23 protein-coding genes are annotated in these 26,657 nt (G+C 69.7%); 17 read left to right on the top strand and 6 right to left on the bottom strand.

Translation table 11 applies throughout. The features are described 5' to 3' along the window. The first annotated feature begins 18 nt into the window (after positions 1–18). From FHS23_RS00175 to FHS23_RS00130, 10 genes are all read left to right on the top strand, one after another. Positions 19–1,242, top strand: a complete 1,224-nt coding sequence (locus tag FHS23_RS00175; protein ID WP_183645966.1) for an NADP-dependent isocitrate dehydrogenase — start codon at positions 19–21, stop codon at positions 1,240–1,242. A gap of 175 nt (positions 1,243–1,417) precedes the next feature. Next, positions 1,418–1,738, top strand: coding sequence for an SH3 domain-containing protein (locus FHS23_RS22875; RefSeq protein WP_183645964.1), 321 nt, complete (start codon positions 1,418–1,420; stop codon positions 1,736–1,738). A gap of 251 nt (positions 1,739–1,989) precedes the next feature. Further along, on the top strand, positions 1,990–2,799 hold the full coding sequence (locus FHS23_RS00165; protein WP_183645962.1) for an exodeoxyribonuclease III: 810 nt from the start codon (positions 1,990–1,992) through the stop codon (positions 2,797–2,799). A 195-nt stretch (positions 2,800–2,994) separates the two neighbouring features. Next, entirely contained in the window at positions 2,995–3,381 is a 387-nt protein-coding gene (locus tag FHS23_RS00160) for a hypothetical protein (RefSeq protein WP_183645960.1), read from the top strand. Positions 3,382–3,488: 107 nt separating this feature from the next. Further along, entirely contained in the window at positions 3,489–4,439 is a 951-nt protein-coding gene (locus FHS23_RS00155) for a nucleoside hydrolase (RefSeq protein ID WP_183645958.1), read from the top strand. A 246-nt stretch (positions 4,440–4,685) separates the two neighbouring features. After that, positions 4,686–5,639 carry a peptidoglycan-binding protein gene (locus tag FHS23_RS00150; protein WP_183645955.1) on the top strand — a complete coding sequence of 318 codons (954 nt, stop codon included), beginning with the start codon at positions 4,686–4,688 and terminating at the stop codon, positions 5,637–5,639. A 360-nt stretch (positions 5,640–5,999) separates the two neighbouring features. Further along, a complete protein-coding gene (locus FHS23_RS23860) occupies positions 6,000–6,512 on the top strand; it encodes a hypothetical protein (protein WP_221219298.1) in 513 nt (170 codons plus the stop codon). Between the two features lie 97 nt (positions 6,513–6,609). Beyond that, positions 6,610–9,141 (top strand): bifunctional FO biosynthesis protein CofGH, encoded by a 2,532-nt coding sequence (locus FHS23_RS00140; protein WP_183645954.1) that lies wholly within the window; start codon positions 6,610–6,612, stop codon positions 9,139–9,141. A gap of 212 nt (positions 9,142–9,353) precedes the next feature. After that, a complete protein-coding gene (gene yhjD / locus FHS23_RS00135) occupies positions 9,354–10,325 on the top strand; it encodes an inner membrane protein YhjD (RefSeq protein WP_425501096.1) in 972 nt (323 codons plus the stop codon). Between the two features lie 258 nt (positions 10,326–10,583). Further along, a complete protein-coding gene (locus FHS23_RS00130; RefSeq protein ID WP_183650433.1) occupies positions 10,584–11,858 on the top strand; it encodes an MFS transporter in 1,275 nt (424 codons plus the stop codon). Between the two features lie 83 nt (positions 11,859–11,941). Here the strand turns inward: FHS23_RS00130 and FHS23_RS00125 are convergent, their stop codons facing one another. Beyond that, a complete protein-coding gene (locus FHS23_RS00125; RefSeq protein ID WP_343053535.1) occupies positions 11,942–13,204 on the bottom strand; it encodes a D-alanyl-D-alanine carboxypeptidase family protein in 1,263 nt (420 codons plus the stop codon). Between the two features lie 88 nt (positions 13,205–13,292). On the opposite strand from FHS23_RS00125, the gene FHS23_RS00120 reads away from it, so the two are divergent. After that, positions 13,293–13,547, top strand: a complete 255-nt coding sequence (locus FHS23_RS00120; protein WP_183645950.1) for an SCO4848 family membrane protein — start codon at positions 13,293–13,295, stop codon at positions 13,545–13,547. Positions 13,548–14,008: 461 nt separating this feature from the next. Here the strand turns inward: FHS23_RS00120 and FHS23_RS00115 are convergent, their stop codons facing one another. The 4 genes from FHS23_RS00115 to sdhC are packed head-to-tail and all read right to left on the bottom strand — an operon-like array spanning position 14,009 to position 17,493. Next, positions 14,009–14,785 carry a succinate dehydrogenase iron-sulfur subunit gene (locus FHS23_RS00115; protein WP_183645947.1) on the bottom strand — a complete coding sequence of 259 codons (777 nt, stop codon included), beginning with the start codon at positions 14,783–14,785 and terminating at the stop codon, positions 14,009–14,011. Between the two features lie 34 nt (positions 14,786–14,819). Beyond that, on the bottom strand, positions 14,820–16,610 hold the full coding sequence (sdhA, locus tag FHS23_RS00110) for a succinate dehydrogenase flavoprotein subunit (protein ID WP_183645945.1): 1,791 nt from the start codon (positions 16,608–16,610) through the stop codon (positions 14,820–14,822). 23 nt (positions 16,611–16,633) lie between these two features. Further along, on the bottom strand, positions 16,634–17,047 hold the full coding sequence (locus tag FHS23_RS00105) for a succinate dehydrogenase hydrophobic membrane anchor subunit (protein ID WP_183645943.1): 414 nt from the start codon (positions 17,045–17,047) through the stop codon (positions 16,634–16,636). Beyond that, positions 17,047–17,493 (bottom strand): succinate dehydrogenase, cytochrome b556 subunit, encoded by a 447-nt coding sequence (sdhC, locus tag FHS23_RS00100; protein ID WP_183645940.1) that lies wholly within the window; start codon positions 17,491–17,493, stop codon positions 17,047–17,049. The genes FHS23_RS00105 and sdhC overlap by 1 nt, the downstream gene beginning before the upstream one ends. A gap of 502 nt (positions 17,494–17,995) precedes the next feature. On the opposite strand from sdhC, the gene FHS23_RS00095 reads away from it, so the two are divergent. The 6 genes from FHS23_RS00095 (at position 17,996) to FHS23_RS00070 (ending at position 25,245) form a co-directional block, all read left to right on the top strand. Further along, positions 17,996–19,114, top strand: coding sequence for a BMP family lipoprotein (locus FHS23_RS00095; protein ID WP_183650427.1), 1,119 nt, complete (start codon positions 17,996–17,998; stop codon positions 19,112–19,114). 258 nt (positions 19,115–19,372) lie between these two features. Beyond that, positions 19,373–20,908: an ABC transporter ATP-binding protein gene (locus FHS23_RS00090; RefSeq protein ID WP_183645938.1), complete on the top strand. Its 1,536-nt coding sequence runs from the start codon at positions 19,373–19,375 to the stop codon at positions 20,906–20,908. Positions 20,909–21,029: 121 nt separating this feature from the next. Then, positions 21,030–22,121, top strand: a complete 1,092-nt coding sequence (locus tag FHS23_RS00085; RefSeq protein WP_183645936.1) for an ABC transporter permease subunit — start codon at positions 21,030–21,032, stop codon at positions 22,119–22,121. Positions 22,122–22,129: 8 nt separating this feature from the next. Beyond that, positions 22,130–23,377: an ABC transporter permease gene (locus FHS23_RS00080; RefSeq protein WP_183650424.1), complete on the top strand. Its 1,248-nt coding sequence runs from the start codon at positions 22,130–22,132 to the stop codon at positions 23,375–23,377. Continuing rightward, positions 23,374–23,766, top strand: coding sequence for a cytidine deaminase (locus tag FHS23_RS00075; RefSeq protein ID WP_183645934.1), 393 nt, complete (start codon positions 23,374–23,376; stop codon positions 23,764–23,766). Before FHS23_RS00080 ends, FHS23_RS00075 begins: the two co-directional genes overlap by 4 nt. A 183-nt stretch (positions 23,767–23,949) precedes the next feature. Further along, entirely contained in the window at positions 23,950–25,245 is a 1,296-nt protein-coding gene (locus FHS23_RS00070) for a thymidine phosphorylase (protein ID WP_183645932.1), read from the top strand. Positions 25,246–25,373: 128 nt separating this feature from the next. On the opposite strand, the gene FHS23_RS00065 is transcribed toward FHS23_RS00070, so the two are convergent. Continuing rightward, positions 25,374–26,435, bottom strand: a complete 1,062-nt coding sequence (locus tag FHS23_RS00065) for a PA containing protein (protein WP_183645930.1) — start codon at positions 26,433–26,435, stop codon at positions 25,374–25,376. Positions 26,436–26,657 lie beyond the last annotated feature (222 nt).

Raw genomic sequence — 26,657 nt, 5'->3', positions numbered from 1 at the left:
GAGGAGCGCCGCCAGCTCATGGCCAAGATCAAGGTCGAGGGCACCGTCGTCGAACTCGACGGCGACGAGATGACCCGCATCATCTGGCAGTTCATCAAGGACAAACTGATCCACCCGTATCTCGACGTGAACCTCGAGTACTACGACCTGGGGATCGAGGAGCGCGACCGGACCGACGACCAGATCACGGTCGACGCGGCGAACGCCATCAACAAGCACGGCGTCGGCGTCAAGTGCGCCACGATCACGCCGGACGAGGCGCGCGTCGAGGAGTTCGGCCTGAAGAAGATGTGGCGGAGCCCGAACGGCACCATCCGCAACATCCTCGGTGGCGTCATCTTCCGCGAGCCGATCGTCATCCAGAACGTCCCGCGGCTGGTGCCGGGCTGGACGAAGCCGGTCATCGTCGGCCGTCACGCCCACGGTGACCAGTACAAGGCCACGGACTTCAAGGTCCCCGGCCCCGGCACGGTCACGATGACCTACACGCCCGCGGACGGCTCCGAGCCGATGGAGTTCGAGGTCGCGAACTTCCCCGAGGGCGGCGGCGTCGCGATGGGCATGTACAACTACCGCAAGTCCATCGAGGACTTCGCGCGCGCCTCGCTGCAGTACGGCCTCGATCGTGAGTTCCCGGTCTACATGTCGACCAAGAACACGATCCTCAAGGCCTACGACGGCATGTTCAAGGACACCTTCGAGGAGATCTACGAGAAGGAGTTCAAGGCCGACTTCGAGGCGAAGGGCCTGACCTACGAGCACCGGCTGATCGACGACATGGTCGCCGCGTCGCTCAAGTGGGACGGCGGCTACGTCTGGGCCTGCAAGAACTACGACGGTGACGTGCAGTCCGACACGGTGGCGCAGGGCTACGGCTCGCTCGGCCTGATGACGTCGGTGCTGCGCAGCCCGGACGGCCGCACGGTCGAGGCCGAGGCCGCGCACGGCACGGTGACCCGGCACTACCGCCAGCACCAGCAGGGCAAGGCCACGTCGACGAACCCGATCGCGTCGATCTTCGCCTGGACCCGTGGCCTCGAACACCGTGGCCAGCTGGACGGCAACTCCGAGCTGGTCGGCTTCGCCAACAAGCTCGAGCAGGTCGTCATCGAGTCCGTCGAGAGCGGCAAGATGACCAAGGACCTCGCGCTGCTGGTCGGCGGCGACACGCCGTTCCAGACCACCGAGGAGTTCCTGGCGACCCTGGACGAGAACCTCCAGAAGAAGATGGCTCAGGGCTGAGAGCGGTCGTTTCGCTCCCACGGGCCCCGGCAGGACGACCTCCTGCCGGGGCCCGTCGCTGTGCGTGGCCGGTGTTCGCCGAGCCGAGTGGTTGCGCCTTCCGGGGCTTACGGGGCGGGAAACCCGGGCCGTACCCTCCGGGCGAGTGCATGTCGGGAACGGATAAGGAGCACTCGTGATACTCGGGATTCCGAAGCGGACGCTGCTCATCTTCGTGGCGCTGGTCGCCGTGATCGTGCTGTACGCGGTGACCGGTGGTGAGCTGAGCTCGGAGGCCGAGGGCTCGAACGGGGAGGGTGGCTGCAGCATGACGGTCGATGCGGACGTGCTGAACGTGCGATCCGGCCCGTCGACCGGCGACGAGGTCGTCGGCACACTCGAACAGGGTGCCGAGACCGACGCCACCACCGACGTGCGCGACGGGTTCCGCAAGCTCGCCGACGGCGAGTGGGCTTCCGACGACTTCCTCGAGCCCGTCGACGGCGCCTCCTGCTGACGCGTGGGCGGGGTCCCCGCGGGTGAGTGGGTATACGAACTGAGCGGTTCCAGTGCCCAGGGCACCGTGGGGGCGTGCAACGCCCGAATCTTCCCCTCGCGACGTCGCCGTTCGGGGGCGCACGTGTCGGCACTGTCGCCCGGAGTGTGTCCGTGTGGGTGGTGGGTGACGGGTGCCCCAGATGTGCCCTTCCCGGCGCCCACCGGTTTCCGGTCGCGGGATCGTCGGTGCGGGCGGATAACCTGGGGCGCGTGTTCACCGTCTCCACCGTCAACGTCAACGGCATCCGTGCGGCCGCGAAGAAGGGCTTCACCGAGTGGTTCGCCGGCACGCAGGCCGACGTCGTGGCCTGCCAGGAAGTGCGCGCCGACCTCGACGCCATCCCGAAGGCGCTCGTTGGCCCCGAGGGGTGGCACGCCGCCCACGCCGTGTGCGAGGTGAAGGGCAGGAACGGCGCGTCGCTGTACAGCCGGTCCGAACCGGAGGCCACGCGTATCGGATTCGGTGAGGCCGAGTTCGAGGCGAGCGGGCGGTACGTCGAGATGGAGCTGCCCGGCGTCGTCGTGGCGAGCCTGTACCTGCCGAGCGGCGAGGTCGGCACCCCGCGGCAGGACGAGAAGGAGCGCTTCCTCGACGCCTTCCTGCCGTACCTCGTCGAACTGCGCGAGAAGGCGGCCGCCGACGGCCGTGAGGTCGTCGTGATGGGCGACTGGAACATCGCCCACGCCGAGATCGACCTGAAGAACTGGAAGGGCAACAAGAAGAACTCGGGCTTCCTGCCGGAGGAGCGCGAGTGGATGGGCCGCGTGTTCGGCGAGGCGGGCTACGTCGACGTGCAGCGCAGGCTCGACCCGGACGGCCCCGGTCCGTACACGTGGTGGTCCTACCGCGGGAAGGCGTTCGACAACGACGCAGGCTGGCGGATCGACTACGTCGCCGGGACGCCGGGCCTGGCCGAGACGTGCACGTCGGTGGTCGTCGAGCGTGCGCCGTCGTACGACCAGCGCTGGTCCGACCACGCCCCGGTCACCGCGACGTTCGATTGGTCGCCCTCGGTCTGAGTGTCGCCGCCGCACGTTTTCGCGCTGCGGCGGCGTGATCGATCCCGTTTCCGTCCACGGCCGCGGCGGCCAGGGTCGGCGCGGTTGTCCGCCGGTTCCCTCCCGCGGTCCTCGAGTTCCGGCCCGACGCCGGCGTGAGGTTCCTCGACGAGTTGGACTTGACGTCCAGTTAACTCGAGGTTTGAGACTGGTCGCATGTTGAAGCCTGATGAGGGACCGATCCTCTTCCGTAACACCATGCGGATCTTCGACGGACACCTCGCCGAGTTCACCAGGGTGGTGCGCCGGGCGGTGGAGTTCGTCGAGGAGCACGGCCCGCAGCTCATGGTGGACGTGTTCATCGACGAAGAGCGGATGCTCGCCTACAGCTACCAGCTCTACCGCGACTCGGACGCCATCCGCGAGCACTGGCGGCTGTCGGACCCCTACATCCGCGACGTCATGGAGCACTGCGAGGTCGAGCGCTTCGATGTCCACGGCCACCTGGACGACGGCATCCGCGAAGGTCTGCGCCCCATGGCCGAAGGTGGAACACCGTTCACGATCACCCGGAGGGCGGTCGGCTTCGTCCGCTTCGCCTAGCCGCGGTGCGGTAGTGCCCACACATCGGGTCTCGTGATCGATCCCGTTTCCGTCCACCGTCGGGACGGCTAGGGTCGGCGCGGTTGTCCGGCGATTCTGGAGGTTCGATGGCGCGCAGGCTGATCATGGACGTGGACACGGGAACGGACGATGCCGTCGCGCTCATGTTCGCGGCGCTCCATCCCGACCTGGAGCTCCTCGGCGTGACCACCGTCAACGGCAACGTGTCGCTCGCCGCGACGACCGACAACACGCTGCGCGTCCTGGACTGGATCGGCTGTGCCGGGATACCCGTGCATCCCGGGTTGACGCGGCCGATCGTGCGAACCGACTTTCCCTCGGCCCGGCATTTCGACTCCGGCGGTAAGGACGACCCGCACGGGACGGCGCTCGACATCCCGGAGCCGAGCAGCCGAGCGCAGGCGCAGGGCGCGGTCGAGTACCTGATCGAGACGCTGCGTGGCGCGGCCGAGCCGGTCACGCTCGTCGCCGTCGGGCCGCTCAGCAACATCGCCGCCGCGCTCGCGCTCGACCCCGGACTGACCGGCCGCGTGGACGAGATCGTGATCATGGGCGGCGGCCACGCGACCGCGAACGTGACGGCCTCCGCGGAGTTCAACATCTGGGCCGACCCGGAAGCGGCCGCGATGGTCCTGGCTGCGGGATTCCCGAAGCTGACGTTGGTGACGCTCGACGCCACGCACCGTGCGGTCATCACCCGGGACGCCTGCCGTGCATTGGCCGGACTCGGCACACCCGCGGGCACCGCGGCGGACCGGTTCATCGGACGGCGCATCGACGCCTATTCCGGTGGCGCGGGCGACGGTGCGGCGCCGGTACACGACGTCGTCTGCACCGCCTACCTGGTCCGGCCCGACGTGGTCCGGACGAGTCCGCTACCGGTCACCGTCGAAACGGCCGGTGCCGCGACCGTGGGCCGCACCGTGATCGACACGCGCCCCGGCGCGCCCGAGCCGGCGAACGCGCACGTGGCACTCGACGCGAACGCCGAGCTGCTGAGTGGGCTGTTGACGGACACGTTCGCCCGCACGCTCTGACGCCGCGCCGGCTCTGACGCTTCGCCGCTCTGCTGCTTCCCGCTCTGACGCTTCGCCCACTCTGCTGCCGCGACCGGCCCGCTGCCGCGCCGTGTCCCGTACCCGACGAACGGAGGACTTCCGGGCCACGGAGACTTCCGTCGGTACTGTCCGTGTCCTCCCCGATGTTCCACTCGTCCGGCGAACGGGTGACATCGCTCCTCGGTGTCGCCGCCGCGTCATGGCACGCCGATCGAAGGAAGCATCGTGAAGAATCGCAGGCCCGTCACACGCCGTTCCATGCTCCGGGGGACCGCCGCGGCCGGGATGGCCGCGGCCGCAGGCCTCCTGATTCCGGCCTCCGCGCACGCCGCGTCGATGTCCGCCATCCAGAAGTCCCTCAAGGGGCTCTACTACTACCGGGGCGTGATCGACGGTGATGCGGGACCGATGACGACCAGCGCGGTCGAGTCCTTCCAGTCGGACCGCGCTCTCGTGGTCGACGGCTACGCGGGGCCGGTCACGCAAAGTGAACTGGCGACCGTCGTCAAGGCCGTCCAATCCGCCGTCGGTGTCGTCGCCGACGGTGACTACGGCCCCGTCACCATCTCGGCGGTGAAGAGCTTCCAGAACTCGCAGGGTCTCACCGTCGACGGCTACGCGGGTGCGAAGACGATGGCCGCGCTCGGTGTCAGCCGCACGAAGGGCTCCGGTTCGGACCCCGATCCCGACCCCGGCGGCGGCTCGGGCGACCTCGTCGTCATCAACCAGATGGACACCGGCCCCAAGAGCTCCGAGAACTGCGGCCCGACCTCGGCCGTCATCACGCTGTACGCTCTGGGCCGCCCGCCGTCGGGCTCGTACAAGCAGGCGGTCATCAACATGCGCGAGGCCTGCCAGATCCCGTCCGGCACGTGGGGCTCCGACGTCAGCCACCTGATCAACGGTCTCGCCGCGTACGACACGAGCGCCCGGAAGGTGGACTACGCCAGCGCACTTGCCGCCGCGGAGGACGGGAAGCCGGTGATCCTCAACGTGAACCACGGCGTCCTGCTGGGCGGCGAGCCGAGCTACGGGCACTACGTCGTCGCGCGGGGCACCAACTCGGCCGGTGAGTTCTACGTGTCGGATCCCGGACGCGCCAGCCTCGGGATCAAGGGCTACAGCCGCACCCGCCTCGAAGCCGCCGCGAGGTACGACCGCGGCATCATCGTCGGCTGATCGTGATCGGGGTTTCCCGCCGTGGCCGGTCGCGGCCACGGCGGGAGCGCCGGGCCGTGCGAGACGTCGCCGGCGGCTCGGCCGCGTGCGCAGCGTCGACATCACCGCCGTGTCCGTCCGGACGGTGTGGCCGGGTGCGCCGGGGGCCGGTGCGAGGCCGGATCGCCGGGTGCCGTTCGTCGTGGCAGGGCGGGCTTTACACAACAGCCACGGGCCCCGCGCATATGTTGGTCCGTGCGGGTCGCTAGTCTCACCCGCGTCGTGGCACGGCGAGTGCTTTCGACACTGTCAGTAGTATCGTCGTCGCCGACCTCACCTTGCAGGGTGACGGCCGGTGCGGGTGATCCAGGAGGACGTGCGGTGGGCAGTTCTGACCGGGAGCCGGCTCATCCGACGCGCGCGGTGCGTGTGTCGGCGGTGGCTGTGACCACGCTGGCGACACTCGGTGCGACGACGCTCGTGAGCGCCCCCGCGACGGCGGCCCCGGCCGCAGAAGCGGTGGCCCAGCCCACTCCGAACGCGATGACGCTGGGCGTGCTCGGGCCGGTCGGGCTGGCAGCGATCGTCCTCGGTGTCGTCGGCATGGTCGCCGGCGTCGTCCGGCAGCGGCGCAAGAAGGCACGTGAAGCGGCCGCAGCCCAGGGCATGCGCGCGGAGTCCACCGCGGAGGCAGCAACCGCGGAACCCGCAGCGTCCGCACCCACGACCTCGGCACCCACGACGTCCGCACCCACGACGTCGGGGTCCGCAGTGTCCGGAGGCGCAGTCGCCGAGATCGCGACCGTCGCCGCCGATCTCGACCCCGCCGTCGTTCGACCTCCCGGGCCCCGTACAGCGGCGGACGCCTCCATGACGAGCGTCACGGTCGACTGACGCAGGAGCCGGGCGCACACTACTCGTGTTGGTCGTCCGGTCGAGTGTGAGTTCCCAGGCTTAGCGTCGCGGTGAGCCGACGCTTAGTGTCGGGACCATGGCTCGCCAGATCTCGCTTCCTCAGCCCGAACCCGCCCCGTCCGCCTCGGCCATGCGCCGCGCTCTGAAACGGGCTGCCGACGGCTCAACGCTCGATGTCACCGAGTCGGCCGTCCTGCTGCACGCCCGCGGCGACGACCTGAACGCGCTGATGGACATCGCGAGCCGCGTCCGCGAGGCCCACCTGGCCGATCAGGGCAGAACCGGCGTCGTCACCTACAGTCGCAAGGTCTTCATCCCGCTCACCCACCTGTGCCGGGACCGGTGTCACTACTGCACGTTCGTCACGGTGCCCGGCAAGGCGGAGTCGATCTACCTCGAACGGGACGAGGTGCTCGACATCGCGCGCGCCGGTGCGGCCGCCGGGTGCAAGGAGGCACTGTTCACGCTCGGCGACCGGCCCGAGGAGCGGTGGCCGGAAGCCCGGCAGTGGCTCGACGAGCGCGGTTACGACTCCACTGTGGACTACGTGCGGTCGTGCGCGATCGCTGTGCTCGAGGAGACCGGCCTGCTGCCGCACCTGAACCCCGGAGTCATGAGCTGGGAGGAGCTGCAGCGCCTGAAGCCCGTCGCACCGAGCATGGGCATGATGCTGGAGACCACGGCCGAACGGTTGTGGTCGGAGAAGGGCGGGCCGCACTACGGCAGTCCCGACAAGGAACCGGCCGTGCGGCTGCGCGTGCTCGACGATGCGGGCCGGGTCGGCGTTCCGTTCACCACGGGCATTCTCGTGGGCATCGGCGAGACGATCACCGAACGCGCCGAGTCGTTGCACGAGATCCGCAAACGCGCACGGCAGTACCGCAACGTGCAGGAGATCATCGTCCAGAACTTCCGGTCCAAACCGGACACCGCGATGCGTTCCCACGAGGACGCCGACCTGGCCGAGCTCGCCGCCACCGTCGCCGTGGCGCGCCTGCTGATGCCGCCCGGCGTGAGCGTGCAGGCGCCGCCGAACCTCGTCGGCGACGAGCACGCGCTCATCCTGCGTGCGGGCATCGACGACTGGGGCGGTGTCTCGCCGGTCACGCCCGACCACGTCAACCCCGAGGCACCGTGGCCGCACGTCGACGAGCTCACCCGCTGGACCGCGGACGCCGGATTCGACCTGCACGAGCGGTTGACGGCCTACCCGAAGTACGTCCGGGACGCGGAGAAGTGGATCGACATCCGGCTTCACGGCCACGTCCGCGCACTGTCCACTGGGGACGGTCTCGCCGACGAGTCCGTCGATGTCGAGGGCCGCGAATGGCAGGAACCGGACGGCGGTCTCGACACCATCGGGCGCGCCGACCTGAACGCCACCATCGACACCGAGGGGCGTACGTCGGACCGGCGCGGCGACTTCGACAGCGTCTACGGTGATTGGGACGCCCTGCGCGACAGTGTCCACAACGGACCTGAGCGATTGGACACCGAGGCGCGTGAGGGGCTTCGGCTCGCCGAGCAGAACCCGGCCGCACTGCTCGAGGAGTCCAACGCGGAGGCCGCCATGGCACTGCTCACCGCCGACGGGCCCGCGCTGGAGTCGCTGACGCGACTCGCCGACGACCTGCGCGCCGACGTGGTGGGCGACGACATCACCTACGTCGTCAACCGGAACATCAACTTCTCCAACGTCTGCTACGTCGGCTGCCGGTTCTGTGCGTTCGCTCAGCGGGAGCGGGACGCCGACGCGTTCCGGCTGTCCACCGACGAGGTGGCCGCACGGGCGGTCGAGGCCTCCGAGGCCGGTGCCACCGAGGTGTGCATGCAGGGCGGCATCGACCCGAAACTGCCGGTCAGCTACTACGCCGACATCGTGCGCGCCATCAAGAAGGCCGTGCCGGACATGCACGTCCACGCGTTCTCGCCGATGGAGGTCGTGTCGGCGGCGTCGAAGGCGGGTGTGAGCATCCAGGAGTGGCTCACCGAGCTGCGCGACGCCGGGCTCGACTCCATCCCCGGCACGGCCGCCGAGATCCTCGACGACGACGTCCGCTGGGTGCTCACCAAGGGCAAACTGCCCGCGAAGACGTGGATCGATGTCGTCACGACCGCGCACCGCGTGGGCATCCCGTCGTCGAGCACGATGATGTACGGCCACGTCGACCACCCCGGCCACTGGCTCGGCCACCTGCGGGTGCTCGGCGGCATCGCACGTGAGACCGGCGGGTTCACCGAGTTCGTCGCGCTGCCGTTCGTGCACCACAACGCGCCGATCTACCTCGCCGGTGTGGCGCGTCCCGGGCCGACCGTGCGGGACAACCGGGCCGTCCACGCCTTCGCGAGGCTGGCGTTGCACGGCCTGATCGACAACGTGCAGTGCTCGTGGGTCAAGCTCGGCGACGAGGGAACGGCGCAGATCCTCCGCGGCGGCGCCAACGACATCGGCGGCACGCTGATGGAGGAGACCATCTCGCGGATGGCCGGTTCGGAGCACGGCTCGTCGCGCACCGCCGACGAACTCGGCATGCTCGCCGACCTGGCGGGCCGCCCTGCCAAGCAGCGCGGCACCACCTACGGCCGCACGCTGCAGCCCGTCGTGTAGGCATACGCCAAGGGCACCTTCGGGGCACTCGGGCACCTCCAAGGTGCCCTTGGGGGCGAACGAGCCGGTCACGATCGGACGTCGGCGTGCACCGCCCGGGTGGGTGGTGCACGCCGACGGTGTGCGCGTCGGTTTGCACCCGCATGCGCCCCGCCGTTAGCTTCCTGCGCGTGACAGAGCAGAAGGCGGAAAAAGAGGGGTTCCTGCCGCGGATGCGGCGCAAGTATCCGTGGCTGGATCACCTGGTCAGAGCCAATGACGCCTTCACCGAGCGGCACGGCAACCACTACGCCGCCGCGATCACCTACTTCTCGGTGCTGTCGCTGTTCCCGCTGCTGATGGTCGCGTTCTCGGTCGCGGGCTTCGTGCTCGCCGGCAATGCGACGCTGATGAACGAGCTGAAGGACGGCATCGTCACCTCGGCTCCCGAGGGGCTGCGCGATTTCCTGGAGAAGATCGTCGACTCGGTCACCCAAGCCCGGGCCGGACTCGGTGTGATCGGTCTGCTCGGCGCCCTGTATTCGGGGCTCGGCTGGATGGGCAACCTCCGCGACGCGCTCACCGCGCAGTGGGCGCAGGACCCGCCGAAGAAGCCGTTCCTGTCCACGAAGCTCAAGGACCTCGTCTCCCTCGTGGGCCTGGGTGCCGCCCTCGTGTTGTCGTTCGGCCTCACCGCGGTCGGCGGTGCCGCCGGCGCGTGGCTGCTCGGCCTCGTCGGGCTCGACGACTACGCCTGGGCCCAGTACGCACTGCGCGCCGCGACGGTCGTGCTCTCGCTTGCCGCGAACGTCCTCGTGTTCACCTGGGTGATCTCGCAGCTTCCGCGGGACAAGGTCAACCCGCGCAGCGCCGTGAAGGGCGCCGTCCTGGCAGCACTCGGGTTCGAGTTGCTCAAGAACGTGGGGTCGTTCTACCTCGCCAGCGTGACGAGCTCGCCCAGCGGTGCCCTGTTCGGCCCCATCATCGGTCTGCTCGTGTTCGCCAACCTGGTGTCGCGCTTCCTGCTGCTTGTCACCGCATGGACGGCGACGGCGCGCGAGAACCAGGTCCGGGTCGTCGAGCCACCGGCCGCGACGATCGTGCGCCCGAACGTCACCGTCCGCCGCGGCCCCGGCATGGGCACGGCCGCGGGTGCGTTCGGCGCCGGCGCGCTGCTCGGCTGGCTCGGCCGCAAACGGCGCTGACAGGCACGCCGCGGTGACGTCGTGGTGACGCCGTGGTGAGCCCGCGGCGGCGGTGATCCGGCGGTGCGCTCCCCGCGACGGTGACCCGGCGCCGTTTCCGCGCGAAGGTCATTAGGCTCGCTCCGGAAGGAGTGTGCAGTGACCAATCCAGCTCCGGGACACGGTTCCGACGACCGGTCCGACGCCCACACCGGGACCGCGCGTGACCCCCGGGACGCCGAGGGCAACGGCGGAGACGGCACCGACACCCCGGCGCGCCTGCCGCGCGAGGTGTACGTCCTGGTCGGCGCGAGCTTCCTCATCGCGATCGGCTACGGCATCATCGGGCCCGCCCTGCCGAACTTCGCCCACAGCTTCGACGTCGGCCTGACCGCGGCGTCGTTCGTGGTCAGTGCGTTCGCTCTGGTGCGGCTGCTGTTCGCGCCGGTGAGCGGACGGCTGGTGACGCGGTTCGGCGAACGCCCCACGTACCTGTGGGGCGTGTCCATCGTGGCCGCATCGACGATCCTGTGCGCCTTCGCGGCCGAGTACTGGCAGCTGCTGCTGTTCCGCGCCATCGGCGGTGTCGGGTCGACGATGTTCACCGTGTCGGCGATCGGCCTGCTCATCCGCATCTCGCCGCCGCAGTTGCGCGGCCGGGCGTCCGGACTGTGGGGCACCAGTTTCCTGCTCGGCGGCGTCGCGGGTCCCGTGCTCGGTAGCGGCCTCGTCGCGGTGTCGCTGCGCGCCCCGTTCCTCGTGTACGGCGTGGCGCTCGTCGCGGCGACCGTGCTCGTGTTCTGGCAGCTGCGCCGGTCCGACCTCGCCTCCCGGGCCGACGACGACGAAGCGCCGACGATGACGTTCCGCGAGGCACTGCGCCACCCCACCTACCGTGCTGCGCTCACGTCCAACCTCACCAACGGCTGGGTCGTGCTGGGCGTGCGGATGTCGCTGATCCCGCTGTTCGTGTCGGCCGTGCTGGCGAAGGACGAGACGTTCACCGGCCTCGCGCTCGCCCTGTTCGCCGGAGCCAACGCGCTCGTACTGCTCGGCTCGGGTCGCTTCGCCGACACCCACGGCCGCAAGCCGCCCGCGCTCGCAGGGTTGGCGCTGCTCGCTGTCGGCACCGTGGCACTGGGTCTCACCGAGAACACGTGGCTGTTCCTCGCCGCGACCGTGGTCACGGGCGTCGGCGCGGGCTTCCTCAACCCGGCGCACAACGCGGCGCTCGCCGACGTTCTCGGCTCGAAGGCGCGCGGCGGTTCCGTGCTCGCCGGATTCCAGATGGCCGCCGACGTCGGCGCTGTCGTCGGCCCGCTGGCCGCCGGCGCGATCGCCGAGGAGTGGTCGTTCACCGCGGCGTTCGCCGTCACCGGGGTCATCGCCGCGGGCGGGTTCGTCCTGTGGCTGCTGGCCAAGGAGACGCTGCCGTCGAAGGTGGACACGGCCGACGGCGGTCCCGCCGAGGTCGAAGCGACCGGGACGCCTCCTGCCGAGCGTCGCAGTGCGACGCCCCGTTCGGCCGACGGCGCGGCGGGCGACGACGGCTGAACCGCGGCACCGGCGGCACGCGTGCGGGCCTGCGACGTGGGACGGCTCGTCGCGGGATCGGTGGCGGCCGGCCCGCCGAGGAGTCAGATCTGCTCGTCCCGCGTGAGTGCGATGCCGACGCCCGTGGCGACCGCCACGAGCATCACGATCCCGATGATCCAGCCGACGCCGGTCGTCGGCTCCTGCTCGTCGGCCGCACGTGCGGCGGTGCCCTCCGGGCCACCCGCGGTTGCGCTCCGGTTCCCGGCCCCGTCGTCGGCCGGGTCCTCGGTGCGCCTCGGCTGCGGCGGCGGAGGTGGCGGCGCGGTCGTGACCCGGCCGACAGCCGGGGTTCCCGCGGCGGCGAGCTGGAAGCCGTAGTCGAGCATGCTCATCGCCTGCTCGCTGACCCGGATGGGCTCCTGCTCCGCGCGCAGCAGCACGACGGCGATGCGCCTACCGTTCCGCATCGCACCGCCGACGTAGGCGTGCCGTGCGTCGCTCGTGAACCCCGTCTTGCCGCCGAGGAATCCGGCGTACTCGGTGTGCAGCCGGTCGTCGTTGACCACCGGATACGACGGCTCGCCGTGGGGGCCGGGGAACGCGATCTCGCGCGTGCTGACGGCCTCGACGTACTGCGGCTTCGACAGAGCGTGCCGATACAGCAGGGCCTGGTCGTACGCCGACGTCACCATGCCGGGCCCGTCGAGGCCCGACGGGGTGGCGGCACGCGTGTCGGTCGCGCCGAGCCTGTGGGCCATACGGTTCATCTTCCGCAGCGTCGTCGGGACCCCGCCGAGCGCGGTGGCGAGCGCGTGAGCAGCGTCGTTGCCGGACTCCATCATCAGGCCCATCAACAGGTCGTGCGCCGTGTACGGGGATCCGGCCTCGATGCCCACGCAGGAGCACTCCTGCGAGGCGTCCTCCTTCGTCGGCCGGACGACGCGGTTCGGGTCGAGCTCGTCGATCGCCACGAGCGCGAGCAGCGTCTTGATCAGTGACGCGGGCCGTTGCCTGCCGTGGGGGTGCCGAGCGGCCAGCACCTGCCCGCTGTCGAGGTCCTGGATGAGCCAGTTCTTCGCCGTCAGCGGCTGCGGCGGCCTCGGCGCGCCGGGCGGCAGCACGAGTCCGCACTCGCCGAGCCTGCCGCCACCCGGCGGCTCCGCGGGCACGGGCAGCGGCGCAGGCGCACGCCGGCCGGGTTTCGGCTCCTCCGACTCGTCGACCGGAGGTGGCGGCAACGTCGCGTTCGGACAGTTCGACTGGGCCCGTGCGGAGGGCGTCGCCGATGGCACCAGTGGCGCACTCGTCACGATCAGAGCCGCGAGCGCGGCGATCACCAGAACCCGGATCCGAGCTGTATGCACCTGCGAAGGTTAGCCAGATATCGGCCGCGCCAAGCGGGTCGATCCCCCGATGTGGGGTGACGGCCGTCATGTGAGGACACTGGTGCGCATGCGCATGTCTCGCGGTGTTTCGGCGTTTCTGCTGGCCTTCGGCGTGTGGTCCTGGGTCATCTGGATCACCTTCGCCCGCAATCTGTGGAGCAGCGACAACGCGTGGGCGGCCGACGGTTCGCCGACGCCGTTCTTCTGGGTCCACCTGGTGCTGGCGATCGTGTCGTTCGTGCTCGGCACGATCATCGGCGTCATCGGCTGGCGTGGACTGCGCGCGTCGCGCACCCGGCAGGGCTCGGCAGGCGAGGAGTGAGCTCCTGCAACGCTCGCGGGTGGTGAGCGCAGGGGCTGGTGAGTGCGGGGCTGGTGAGTGCAGGGCCTGCTCCGACCTCCACTGTCGATGACGGTTGGATGACGACTCCGATCCGAGGCAACGCGCGGGCGGTCGGAGGGGCATGAGCGAATCGCCCTGGAACGAGCCGTCCCAACGCCCTGAGCCCGTGGCGGACGACACTCGCGAGTTCCGGCAGGCGGTCACCGGCATGCGCGAGGCCGCGCCGACCTCTGACCGCGCCGATCCGATGGCGTGGTGGCCGGGCGACGACGGGGCGCAACACGGCGCCCGGAGCCCGCAACACAGCCCCCGGAGCCTGCAACACAGCCCCCGGAACCTGCAACACGGCGCCCGGAACCTGCAACACGAGGGCAGGACACGCGAAAAAGGGCGTCCCGGCTCGTCGTGAGCCGGGACGCCCTTCGTCGTGAACCGCGTGGTCAGGTGCGCTTGAACAGCAGCGCGCGCTTGACCTCCTGGATCGCCTTCGTCACCTGGATCCCGCGCGGGCAGGCGTCGGTGCAGTTGAACGTCGTGCGGCAGCGCCACACGCCCTCGGTGTCGTTGAGGATGTCCAGCCGTTCCTCGGCCGCCTCGTCCCGCGAGTCGAAGATGAACCGGTGCGCGTTGACGATCGCGGCCGGGCCGAAGTACGAGCCGTCAGCCCAGTACACCGGGCACGACGAGGTACAGCAGGCGCACAGGATGCACTTGGTCGTGTCGTCGAACCGCTCACGGTCGGCAGCCGACTGGTAGCGCTCGCCCGTCGGCTCGTTGCCGTAGGCGATCAGGTACGGCTTGACCGCGCGGAACGCCTCGAAGAAGGGCTCCATGTCGACATAGAGGTCCTTCATCGTCGGCAGGCCCTTGATCGGCGCCACCGTGACCGTGGTCTGCTTGCCTTCCTTCGCCAGCAGATCCTTGACCAGGACCTTGCAGGCCAGGCGGTTGATGCCGTTGATCTGCATCGCGTCCGACCCGCAGATGCCGTGTGCACAGCTACGACGGAACGACAGCGTGCCGTCCGCGTAGCTCTTGATGTTCATCAGCAGGTTCAGTACACGGTCGGTCGGCAGCGCCGGGACGTCGTAGGACTCCCAGTGCGGCTCGTTGTCGATCTCCGGGTTGAACCGCAGGATCTTCACCGTGATGGTGACGGAGCCTTCCGGAGCCGGGATCTGCGACGTGTCGTTGGTGGGTTCAGCTACCGCTGTCATTTCACATCCTCCGCGTGCGGTGCGGCAGTACGCATCAGTACTTCCGCTCCATGGGCTCGTACCGGGTGAAGACGACCGGCTTGTAATCCAGCCGCAGGTCGGCCGTGAACCCGGTGAGGCCCAGCGGCGCGTCCGGGTCCTCCTTCTCCGGCAGGATCTTGTACGACATCGAGTGCCGCATGAAGTTGGTGTCGTCGCGGTCCGGGTAGTCCTCGCGGGCGTGACCGCCGCGGGACTCCTTGCGCGCGAGCGCCGCGTTCACCAGCATCTCCGCCAGATCCAGCAGGAAGCCCAGCTCGATGGCTTCGAGCAGGTCGGTGTTGTACCGCTTGCCCTTGTCGTGGACGGCGATGCGGCCGTAGCGCTCCTTGAGCGCCTGCACGTCGGACAGCGCCTGCTTCAGCGTGTCCTCGGTGCGGTACACGGCCGCGTTGGTGTCCATCGTCTGCTGCAGTTCGCCCCGGATGTCGGCCACGCGCTCGCCGCCGGAGGCGGTCCGCAGGTGGTCGACCATGCCCTGGACCATCTTGGCCGGGTGCTCGGGCAGCTCGACGTGGTCGATCTCGTTCGCATACTCCGCGGCCGCGATGCCCGCGCGACGGCCGAACACGTTGATGTCGAGCAGCGAGTTGGTGCCCAGCCGGTTCGACCCGTGCACGGACACGCACGCCGCCTCGCCGGCCGCGTACAGGCCGCCGATGACCGTGTCGTTGTCCTTGAGCGCCTCGCCCTTGACGTTCGTCGGGATGCCGCCCATGGCGTAGTGCGCCGTCGGGTACACCGGGACCGGCTCGTGCACCGGGTCGACGCCCAGGTACGTGCGGGCGAACTCGGTGATGTCCGGCAGCTTGGTCTCGAGGATCTCCTCGCCGAGGTGCGTGCAGTCGAGGAACACGTAGTCCTTGTGCGGACCCGCGCCCCGGCCTTCGAGCACCTCGAGCACCATCGACCGGGCGACGATGTCGCGCGGTGCGAGGTCCTTGATCGTCGGGGCGTAGCGCTCCATGAACCGCTCGCCCGACTCGTTCCGCAGGATCGCACCCTCACCGCGGGCACCCTCGGTGAGCAGGATGCCCAGGCCGGCCAGGCCGGTCGGGTGGAACTGGTAGAACTCCATGTCCTCGAGCGGCAGGCCCTTGCGCGCGTAGATGCCCATGCCGTCGCCGGTCAGGGTGTGCGCGTTCGACGTGGTCTTGAAGACCTTGCCGAAGCCGCCCGTGGCGAACACGATCGACTTGGCCTGGAAGACGTGGATCTCGCCGGTCGCGAGTTCGTAGGCGATCGCGCCGGACGCGACCTGCTCGCCGTTCTCGTTCGTCGACATCGTCACGTCGAGGACGTAGAACTCGTTGTAGAACTCGATGCCGTGCTTGACGCAGTTCTGGTACAGCGTCTGCAGGATCATGTGACCGGTGCGGTCGGCCGCGTAGCAGGCCCGGCGCACGGCGGCCTTGCCGTGGTCACGCGTGTGACCGCCGAAGCGGCGCTGGTCGATCTTGCCTTCCTCCGTGCGGTTGAACGGAAGGCCCATCTTCTCCAGGTCCAGCACCGCGTCGATGGCCTCCTTGGCCATGATCTCCGCGGCGTCCTGGTCGGTCAGGTAGTCGCCACCCTTGACGGTGTCGAAGGTGTGCCACTCCCAGTTGTCCTCCTCGACGTTCGCCAGCGCGGCACACATGCCGCCCTGCGCCGCGCCGGTGTGGGAGCGCGTCGGGTACAGCTTGGTGAGCACGGCCGTGCGGGAGCGCTGACCGGCCTCGATGGCCGCGCGCATGCCGGCGCCACCAGCCCCGACGATCACCACGTCGTACTTGTGGAACTGCATGAGAAGTCTCCGTGTGGTGGGGGTCAGGCCGTGATGTTCGGGTCGAACGTGAAGATCACCAGCGTGCCGAGCACGAGGATGACGGCCATGGCGACGTACAGCAGCATCTTCAGCCAGAAGCGCGTGGTGTCCTTACGCGCGTAGTCGTCGATGATCGTGCGCAGGCCGTTGCCGCCGTGCAGTTGAGCCAGCCAGAGCATCGCCAGGTCCCAGAACTGCCAGAACGGCGAGGACCAGCGGCCTGCGACGAAGGCGAAGTTGATGCGGTGCACGCCGCCGTCCAGGATGTTCATGATGAACAGGTGCCCCAGCACCAGAATCACCAGCGCGAGGCCGGAGATCCGCATGAACGCCCAGCTGTAGAGCTCGAAGTTGTTCCGGCGGGCCGCGGGGCGCCGCGGGGAACGCGGCTTGTCGAGAGTCAGCGATTCGCTCATCAGTGGCCGCCTCCGAACATTTCGCTCACCGTGCGCGCGAGCATGAAGTAGGTGCCCGGGATCATCACGAGGACCCAGATGCCGAGGGTCGTCCACAACATCGGGCGCTGGTACTGGGGTCCCTTCTCCCAGAAATCGACCAGGATGACCCGGATACCGTTCAGCGCGTGGTAGAGCACGGCGCCGACGAGACCCACCTCGAGGAGGTTGACGAAGGGCGTCTTGTAGGTCTCGATGACCTCGTCATAGGCGTTCGGGGAAACCCGGACGAGCGCCGTGTCGAGCACGTGCACGAACAGGAAGAAAAAGGTGAGCACCCCGGTAACGCGATGCGCTACCCAGGACCACATGCCGGGGTCGCCGCGGTAGAACGTTCCGCTCCGGCGTGAGGCGCCCGCCCGATCACTCGCACCGGCCTCGGGGGCAGTGCTCGCAGTGGTGGACATCGGTGTACGGCCTCCAACGTCACTGATGGACTTCTCCGCCCGGCAGACCGCGTCTTTTTCGAGGTCATGGTGTCCCGAGCGTCATATACGCGCCGAATGCTAGACCTGTCCCGCGCAGCGGGCTCAACCTCGGGTTCCCAGCTGTGATCGACCAGACATCGCGCACGTGGGGCCTACCGTAGGCGGGCCCCTCCGTGGCGTCGCGGGCGTCACACCATCGCGGGATCTCGCGTTCCGCCGCCGGCTGTCGGGGGGCTTGTTCCATGCTCCGGGTTCGCGACGTTCGGGGGTAACGCTCCGTGAGCTGTACGCGGCAGAATCAATCGGAACTTAAACATTTGGATTACGCAGGGTTCCGTGTAGCTGCCGTGTAGGTCACGGAGCGGTACGGTTCGCCAGTCCGCCCGAGAAACCGGGCACATCTTCAGTTCGTCCGCCCGCAAGGCGGGGAGGGAGTGACACCGTGCGTCGAAAGCGTGGTGGAGCGCTGGCGGCAATCGCCATGGCCGGCGTGCTGGCAATGGCGGGCTGCGCCAAGGATTCCGGTGGGGACGGGAACCAGGCGGCGGGTGACGGCGGCGGCGGTGAACCCGGGAGCTGCGTCACCAACGAGGCTCCCGCCGCGCCCGAGAACAGCAAGAAGGAGCAGACGACCGAGCACGGCGACATCGACGCCGGTGACCTCAAGATCGGTCTCGCCTTCGACGTCGGTGGCCGGGGTGACGCGTCGTTCAACGACGCCGCCGCCGCGGGCGTCGACAGGGCCGTCGAGGAGTTCGGTGCCGAGAAGGGCAACGAGAGCCCCGCCGCGGGCAGCGAGTCCGAGGCCGCGAAGGAACAGCGCCTGCGGCAGATGGCCGAGCAGGGCAACAACCCGATCATCGCGGTCGGCTTCGCCTACGCCGAGGCGGTCCGCAAGGTCGCTCCGCAGTACCCGGACACCGAGTTCGCGCTCGTCGACGACAACTCCGTCGACGCGAAGAACGTGACCCCGCTGGTGTTCGCCGAGGAGGAGGGCTCCTTCCTCGCGGGCGTGGCCGCGGCGTACAAGACGTCCGAGTGCCAGGTCGGCTTCGTCGGCGGCGTGCAGACACCGCTGATCAAGAAGTTCCAGGCCGGCTTCGAACAGGGCGTGAAGGCCGCGGGCGGCGACAACATCGAGGTCAAGAGCGAGTACCTCACGCCTGCCGGCGACATCAGCGGCTTCAACGACCCGGCCAAGGCCAACGTCAAGTCGAAGTCGATGATCAGCCAGGGCTCCGACGTGCTGTTCCACGCCGCAGGTGCCTCCGGTCAGGGCGTGTTCGAGGCGGCCGCCACGAACGACGCGCTCGCCATCGGTGTCGACTCCGATCAGTACAAGCAGAAGACGCTGGCCGACGTGAAGGACGTCATCGTCACGTCGATGCTCAAGAAGGTCGACGTCGCGGTGTTCGACTACATCGCGGCCGTCGCCGAGGGCGACCCGGGCGACCTGCCGGAGCGGTTCGACCTGTCGGTCGACGGTGTGGGCTACTCGAAGTCCAACCCGGCCATCGAGGACGTCACCGAGGAGCTCGAGGGCTACAAGAAGGCCATCGTGGACGGTGACATCGAGGTGTCCGACACCCCCCAGGGCTGACGCCGGACCGGAACAGGTCCGACGGCCGCGTGGGGCTCGCGGGCGGTGACTGCGCCGCCTGCGAGCCCCACGCGCTGCATTCCGGTGCTTGTCCCGCACCGGAGCGTGGGTGTCTGCTTTGATCGGACCACTCCGGTCGTGGACGCTCCCCTCGGGTGGTGGAACGCTCCACGCGGCGGCGAACACCGGTCCGCCGCCGACCACCCGTCGATCCAGTCCGCTGTCCAACCAGCCCGCTCGAACAAGGCGAAAGAACAGATGACCGAACCGGAACCGGTGGTCGAACTCACCGGTATCACCAAACGCTTTCCGGGCGTGGTGGCCAATTCGGACGTGCACCTGACCGTGCGCGCCGGCGAGGTCCACGCCGTGTGCGGCGAGAACGGCGCGGGCAAGTCCACGCTGATGAAGATCCTGTACGGGATGCAGCAGCCGGACGAGGGCACCATTTCCGTCGGTGGCGAGGTCGTGGAGCTGCGCAACCCGCAGGACGCGATCAAGGCGGGCATCGGGATGGTGCACCAGCACTTCATGCTCGCCGACAACCTGACGGTGCGGGAGAACGTCCTGCTCGGCGCCGAGGGCCTGTACGGCATGGGCCGCAAGGCCCGCGCCAAGCTGGCCGAACTCTCCGACCGGACCGGCCTGCACGTCGACCCCGACACGCTCGTGGAGAACCTCGGCGTCGCCGACCGGCAGCGCGTTGAGATCGTCAAGGTGCTGTTCCGCGGCGCGCGCATCGTCATCCTCGACGAGCCGACGGCGGTGCTGGTGCCGCAGGAGGTCGACGCGCTGTTCGAGACCGTCCGCAGTATGCAGGCCGACGGCTACACGTTCCTGTTCATCTCCCACAAGCTCGACGAGGTGCGGGCGATCGCCGACGAGGTGACCGTCATCCGCCGGGGCACGACCGTCGGCACGGTCGACCCGAAGGAGGTCACTTCGCGCCAGCTGGCCGAGATGATGGTGGGGTCGGAGCTGCCGAGCCCGGAGACCCGGGAGTCGACGGTGACCGACCGCCCGGTGCTGCGCGTGAGCGAGTTGCGGCTGGACGCCGACGACGGCGACCGGTCGGTGCTCGACGACGTGTCGCTGACCGTGCGCGCGGGTGAGATCGTCGGGATCGCGGGCGTCGAGGGCAACGGCCAGACCGAGCTGGTCGAGACCGTCATGGGCATGCGCAAGGCGTCGGCGGGCACGGTCGAGCTGGCCTCCTCCGGCGGTGAGCTGCGCGACATCACACGGCTGGGGACGTTGGCCCGCCGGGAGGCGGGGATCGGTTACATCGCCGAGGACCGGCACCGCCACGGGCTGCTGTTGCGGCAGCCGCTGTGGAGCAACCGCATCCTCGGATATCAGACCCGCGAACCGGTGTCGAGCGGCAGGCTGATCAACCCGGCCGCGGCGCGGCAGGACACCGAGCGCGTCGTCGAGGAGTACGACGTCCGCACGCCGGGTGTCGAGGTGCTGGCGGGGGCGCTGTCGGGTGGCAACCAGCAGAAACTCATCGTGGGCAGGGAGCTGTCGGGTGAGCCGGTGCTGTTGATCGCGGCGCATCCGACCCGCGGTGTGGACGTCGGTGCGCAGGCGTTGATCTGGGAGCAGATGCGCGCGGCCCGCCACAACGGACTCGCGGTGCTGCTGGTGTCGGCGGACCTGGACGAGCTGATCGGGCTGTCCGACACGATCCGCGTGATGCTCCGCGGCCGCCTCGTCAGTGAGGCCGACCCGGCGACGGTGACGCCGACCGAGCTCGGCTCGGCCATGACGGGCGCCGGGGAGGAGGCCGCGTGAACGAGAATTGCGGAGCTTGCGGAGTGGCGTTCGCGGCGGCCGACCGGGTTGGGCCCCCGCTGCGGCATGCTTTGTCGCCGCAGCAGGGGAGGGTGTCCCGCAGGACAGCGGAGGAGGTCGCGTGATCAACTGGCGTACCGCGCTGCTGCCGCCCGCGCTCGCGATCGTCTTCGCGATGCTGCTGTCGTCGGTGGCGCTGCTGATCTCCGGCGCGAATCCGCTCGAGGCGTTCGCGACGATGGGCGCGCAGCTGTTCCACGGCAACACGGCCGTCTCGACGGTGAACCTCGCGATCGTCTACTACCTGGCGGGCCTGGCCGCGGCGGTCGGCTTCCAGATGAACGTCTTCAACATCGGCGTGGAGGGCCAGTACCGGTTCGCTGCCGTGGTCGCGGCGATCGTCGGCGGGTGGATGCAGCTCCCTCCGGTGCTGCATGTGATCGCGATCCTGGTGGTCGCGGTGGCCTCCGGCGCGCTGTACGCGTTGCTGCCCGCGCTGCTGAAGGTCTACCGCGGTGTCAGCGAGGTCATCACGACGATCATGCTGAACTCGATCGTGTTCGGCATCGTGGCGTTCCTGATCAACCCGGAACAGTTCGGTGTGCTGCACGGCAACAACCTCTCCACCGAGGAGATCGCGCCGTCGGGCCGGATCCCGGGCATTCCGCTCGGCGAGGCGGGCACGCTGTTCGGCTTCGTCGTCATCGCGGTGGCGCTGGGCTACGGCTACTGGTTCATGCTCAACCGGACGCGGTTCGGGTTCGAGCTCAAGGCCAGCGGCGAGTCGAAGACCGCGGCCGCCGCGGGCGGTGTGAGCGCGAAGAAGATGACGCTCGCCGCGATGTTGATCTCCGGTGGCGTCGCCGGGCTGGTCGCGATGCCCGAACTGCTGGGCCGTGACTACGTCTACGCCATGACGGCGACGCAGGGCTACGGGTTCACGGGTCTGGCGGTCGCGCTGCTGGGCAGGAACCACCCGGCGGGCATCGCGTTCGGCGCGCTGTTGTGGGCGTTCCTCGACCGGTCGGCGGTCTCGCTCGAGTCGATCGGCATTCCCAGCGAGATCGCCACGATCATGCAGGGCACGATCGTCCTGTCCGTCGTGGTGGCGTACGAGATCGTCCGCCGCGCCGACCTGGCCGCCGAGCAGCGCCGCGTCGGCCGCGCCGGAAACGGTCGGCCTGCGAGCGTTGCGGAAGGCGGTGCGGTGTGAGCACGGTGATGGAGAAGCCGGACCCGACGGTGACGACGTCGAAGCGCAGGCTGCCCGGTTGGGCACGCGGCGCGCTGTGGGCGGTCGTGGCGATCGGCGTGCTGTCGACGGCGTCGTACCTGACCGACATGCCGATCCTGACCTCGAGCGACACGTCGCAGACGGCGCTGCGGCTGGGCTTGCCGATCCTGCTGGCCGCGATCGGCGGGTTGTGGGCCGAGCGCGCGGGCGTGATGAACATCGGCCTCGAGGGCATGATGATCCTCGGTACGTGGGGATCGGCCTGGGGCGCCTACTACGGCGGCGTCTGGGTCGGCCTGGCCGCGGGCATCCTGTTCGGACTGTTGGGCGGACTCCTGCACGCCGTGGCGGTCGTGACGTTCAACGTCAACCACATCGTCTCGGGCGTGGCGATCAACCTGCTCGGACTCGGGGTCGCGCAGTACCTGGCGACGCTGGTGTTCGAGCCGATCTCCGGCAACCCGCGCGAATCGCCGCCCGTGGCGAAGTTCGACACCTACTCGGCGACGTTCCTGTCCGACTGGCTCGGCGCACTCGAGGACGAGCAACGCGTGGTGCTGTCCGATGTGGCCGGTCTGCTGCGGGGACTCGTCACGCACGTGTCACCGCTGGCGATGATCGCGCTGCTGCTGGTGCCCGCGAGCTACTTCATCCTGTGGCGGACGCGGTTCGGGCTGCGGCTGCGTTCGTGCGGCGAGAGCCCGGTGGCGGCCGAGTCCCTCGGTGTGAACGTGTACCTGCACAAGTACATCGCCGTCGCCGCGTCCGGCGGGTTCGCGGGCATGGGCGGTGCGTCGCTGGTGCTGTTGGAAGGCGGCGCGGACTACCTCGAGAACCAGGTCAACGGCCGCGGGTACATCGGCCTCGCCGCGATGATCTTCGGTAACTACCGGCCCAGCGGGCTGCTGGGTGGTGCCGCGCTGTTCGGCTACGCCGACGGGCTGCAGCTGTCCGGCGGCGGCGCGGCGGTGCTGGCGCTCTGCTACGGCGCGGTGCTGCTGTTGGCGATCATCGTGGTGCTGCAGCTGATCCGGCGCCACTGGTGGGCCGCGGCGGGCGGTGTCGCCGGTGCCGCGGTGCTGTACTGGATCTACTGGACGAACGACGAGCTGCCGAGCGACCTGATCCCGTACACGCCGCACTTCGTGACGATCATCGTGCTGGCGGTCGCGGCACAGCGACTGCGGGTGCCGAAGGCGATCGGCCAGCAGTACCGGCGAGGGGAAGATACATGACGGCCCCGGACTGGGAGTCGCTGCGCGCCGAGGCCGTGGCAGCGGCCGCGCTGGCGTACGCGCCGTACTCGGGTCTGCACGTCGGCGCGGCCGGGCTGGTGTCCGACGGGCGCGTGGTGACCGGCTGCAATGTCGAGAACGCCTCGTACGGCGTCGGCCTGTGCGCCGAGTGCGCCATGGCTGGCCAGCTGCGCCTCTCCGGTGGCGGCAGGCTGACGGCCGTGGCGTGCCGTGGCGGCTCCGGCGAGCTGCTCATGCCGTGTGGGCGGTGCCGGCAGATCCTGTACGAACTCGGCGGCCCCGACTGCCTGCTCGACACCCCGAGCGGCGTCCTGCCGATGTCGGAGGTGCTGCCGGACGCCTTCGGCCCGACCGACCTGCCCGCCTGACACCCGCCGCCGCGGCTCCACCCTGACCTGGTGGGAGGGCCGCGGCAGCAGGCCGTCGTGGAGAAGCTGCTCGGCGGTGACGGTCTTCCCTGGCTGGTGTTCGCCGACCCCTCTGGCAACGAGTTCTGCGTCCTCGACGCGTGAGCGCGCCGAGCGGACCTGATCGGACATAGGGTTGTCGTCATGCACGAACCGTTCGCCGCAGTCGACATCATCCGGGACAAGCGCGACGGTAGGGCGCTGACCCCGGAGCAGATCGACTGGGTCGTCGACGCCTACACGCGCGACGTCGTCTCCGAGGAGCAGATGGCGGCGCTGGCGATGGCCGTGTTCCTGCGCGGCATGGACACGGCCGAGACGGCGCGGTGGACCGGCGCGATGATCGACTCGGGGGAGCGGCTCGCGCTGCACGTCTCGCGCCCGACCGTCGACAAGCACTCCACCGGAGGCGTCGGCGACAAGATCACGTTGCCGCTGGCGCCGCTGGTCGCCACGTGCGGTGCCGCGGTGCCGCAGCTGTCCGGCCGCGGGCTGGGGCACACCGGCGGCACGCTCGACAAGCTCGAATCGATCCCCGGCTGGCGGGCGCAGCTGTCGGCGCGCGCGATCGGCCGGCAGTTGGAGGAGATCGGTGCGGTCGTCTGCGCCGCGACCGACACGCTCGCTCCCGCCGACCGGAAGCTGTACGCGCTGCGGGACGTCACCTCCACCGTCGAATCGGTTCCGCTGATCGCCAGCTCGATCATGAGCAAGAAGATCGCCGAGGGTGCTGGCGGCCTGGTGCTCGACGTGAAGGTCGGCTCCGGCGCGTTCATGGCGTCACTCGACGAGGCGCGCGTACTGGCCAAGACCCTCGTCGACATCGGTACGGCGCACGGACTGCCCACGCGTGCGCTGCTGACCGACATGTCGACCCCGCTCGGCGCGGCCGTCGGCAACGCCGTCGAGGTCGCCGAGGCCGTCGACGTGCTCCGCGGCGGAGGTCCGGACGACGTCGTGGCCCTCACGCTGGCGCTGGCCCGCGAGATGCTCGCGCTCGCCGGGCACGGCGACGTCGACCCCGGCCCGGTGCTGGCCTCCGGGGAGGCGTACGAGACGTGGTGCCGCATGATCAGTGCGCAGGGCGGCGACCCGGACGCACCCCTGCCGAAACCCCGGCACGTCCACGTCGTCGAGGCGCCGGCGAGCGGTGTGCTGACGACGCTCGACGCTCGTGCCGTCGGCGTGGCCGCCTGGCGGCTCGGAGCGGGCCGGGCGCGGAAGGAGGACCCGGTGCAGGCCGCGGCGGGCGTGCGCTGTCTGGCGAAGCCGGGCGAGCGGGTCGAGGCGGGCACGCCGCTGCTCGAACTGCACACCGACAGCCCCGACGCGGTGCCGTCCGCCCTGGCGGCGCTGGACGGCGGCATCGAGGTGTCGGACCGGGCGCCCGAACGCGAGCCGTGGCCGTCCACCACCGTCCTCGACACCGTCCGCTCGTAGTGGAGCGTCCGTGCCCGACTACCCGGGCACTCGCGACGGCGTGTGCGGCGGTTCGGACAGCGAAAAGCCCCGGGTCACCGTCGTCACGGCGGGTGTCCCGGGGCTTCGTCACGCTGTGGCGCTGAGGATCACTCCTCGGAGTCGGCGTCGGCCGAGCCGTTGTTCTTGGCCTTGGCGTCGGCCTTCTGCCGGTTCCCGCCGTTGCGGCGGCGCGGCTGCCGCGGCGCGGGCGGCTGCACCGCCACGGTCTGCTGCGCCGGCCCGCCACCGCCGCCGAGCATCAGCTCCGCGAACGTGGCCATCGCCTCGTCCAGCTGACCGCCGATGCGCCGCACCGACTCCTCGCTGTTCTTCTGCACGACGGCCTCGACGTCGTCGGCCTCGGGCTGCTTCGACAGGGTGCCCTCGACGCCCGCGAAACCGGACCGCACCGACCCGTCCAGGTCGCCCAGCCGCCCGGTGAGGTCGTCCTCGACCTTGTCGACCCGCGTGCCCAGGTCGTCGAGCTTGCTGGTGACCTGCTCGAGCTTGTCGGTGACCTTGTCGAGCCGTGCGGTCGGGTCGACCGTCTCGGCCGCCTCGGACACCGACGTCTTCACCGCGTCGGTGGAGGTGCTCAGCCGCTCCTTGGCGTCGGTGTCGAGCCGCTCGACGCGCTCCTTGAGGCCGCTCTCCATGGTGTCGATGCGCTCGCGCACCGGGTTGCCGACCGTCTGCGGCATGGCCTCGAGCTTGTCGTCCTGCTTGTCGAGGTGCCCGCCGAGCTCGTCGATGCGTCGGTGGATGTTCTCGAGCTTGTCCTCGAGCCCGTCCATCCGGCCCGCGACCGCCTCGAACTTGGCGGCCATGCTGTCGAGCCGCCCGTCCAGCTGCGCGAACGGCTTCGCCAGCTTGTCGACGACCGCCTCGATGTTCTTGCCCAGCTCGGCGATCGCGTTGTCCTGCGCCTCCATGCGGGTCATCGCCTCGTCGAGGCGCTCCGCGAGGACACCGACCTCGGTGCGGTCGGGCAGCTCGCCCAGCCGTTTGCGCACCGCGCCGAGGGAGTCGATCGGCGCGAGCCGGGCGTAGATGTCGTCCAGCGCGTCGAAGATCTGCTGCTGTTCGCTCTCTCGGACCTCGGCCGCGCGCACGAGCATGTTGCGCATCCGGTCGAAGGACGGAGCTGCGAGTTGGTTGTCAGTCGTCACTGCGAGTCCTTCATCGGCGGGGAAAGGATGGGACGTGATCGGCAGCCTATCCACTCCGGAAATGGGGCGACCAGTGCCCCCGGGAAATTGTGTGTGACGGCTGTGGCATACGGCGGCATACGGTCGGCGCGATCGCCGGAATAACGAACGGGTCAACATATTGCCCACCGGTCTCGCCCGCGTGTCCCCGAGCCCGGTCGTCCGTAGGGGCTCACCGGCGTG

Source organism: Prauserella isguenensis, assembly GCF_014191605.1.
Lineage (GTDB): Bacteria > Actinomycetota > Actinomycetes > Mycobacteriales > Pseudonocardiaceae > Prauserella > Prauserella isguenensis.
Note: the sequence above shows the minus strand (reverse complement) of the source record. Positions and strands in the feature narration are given on the sequence as shown.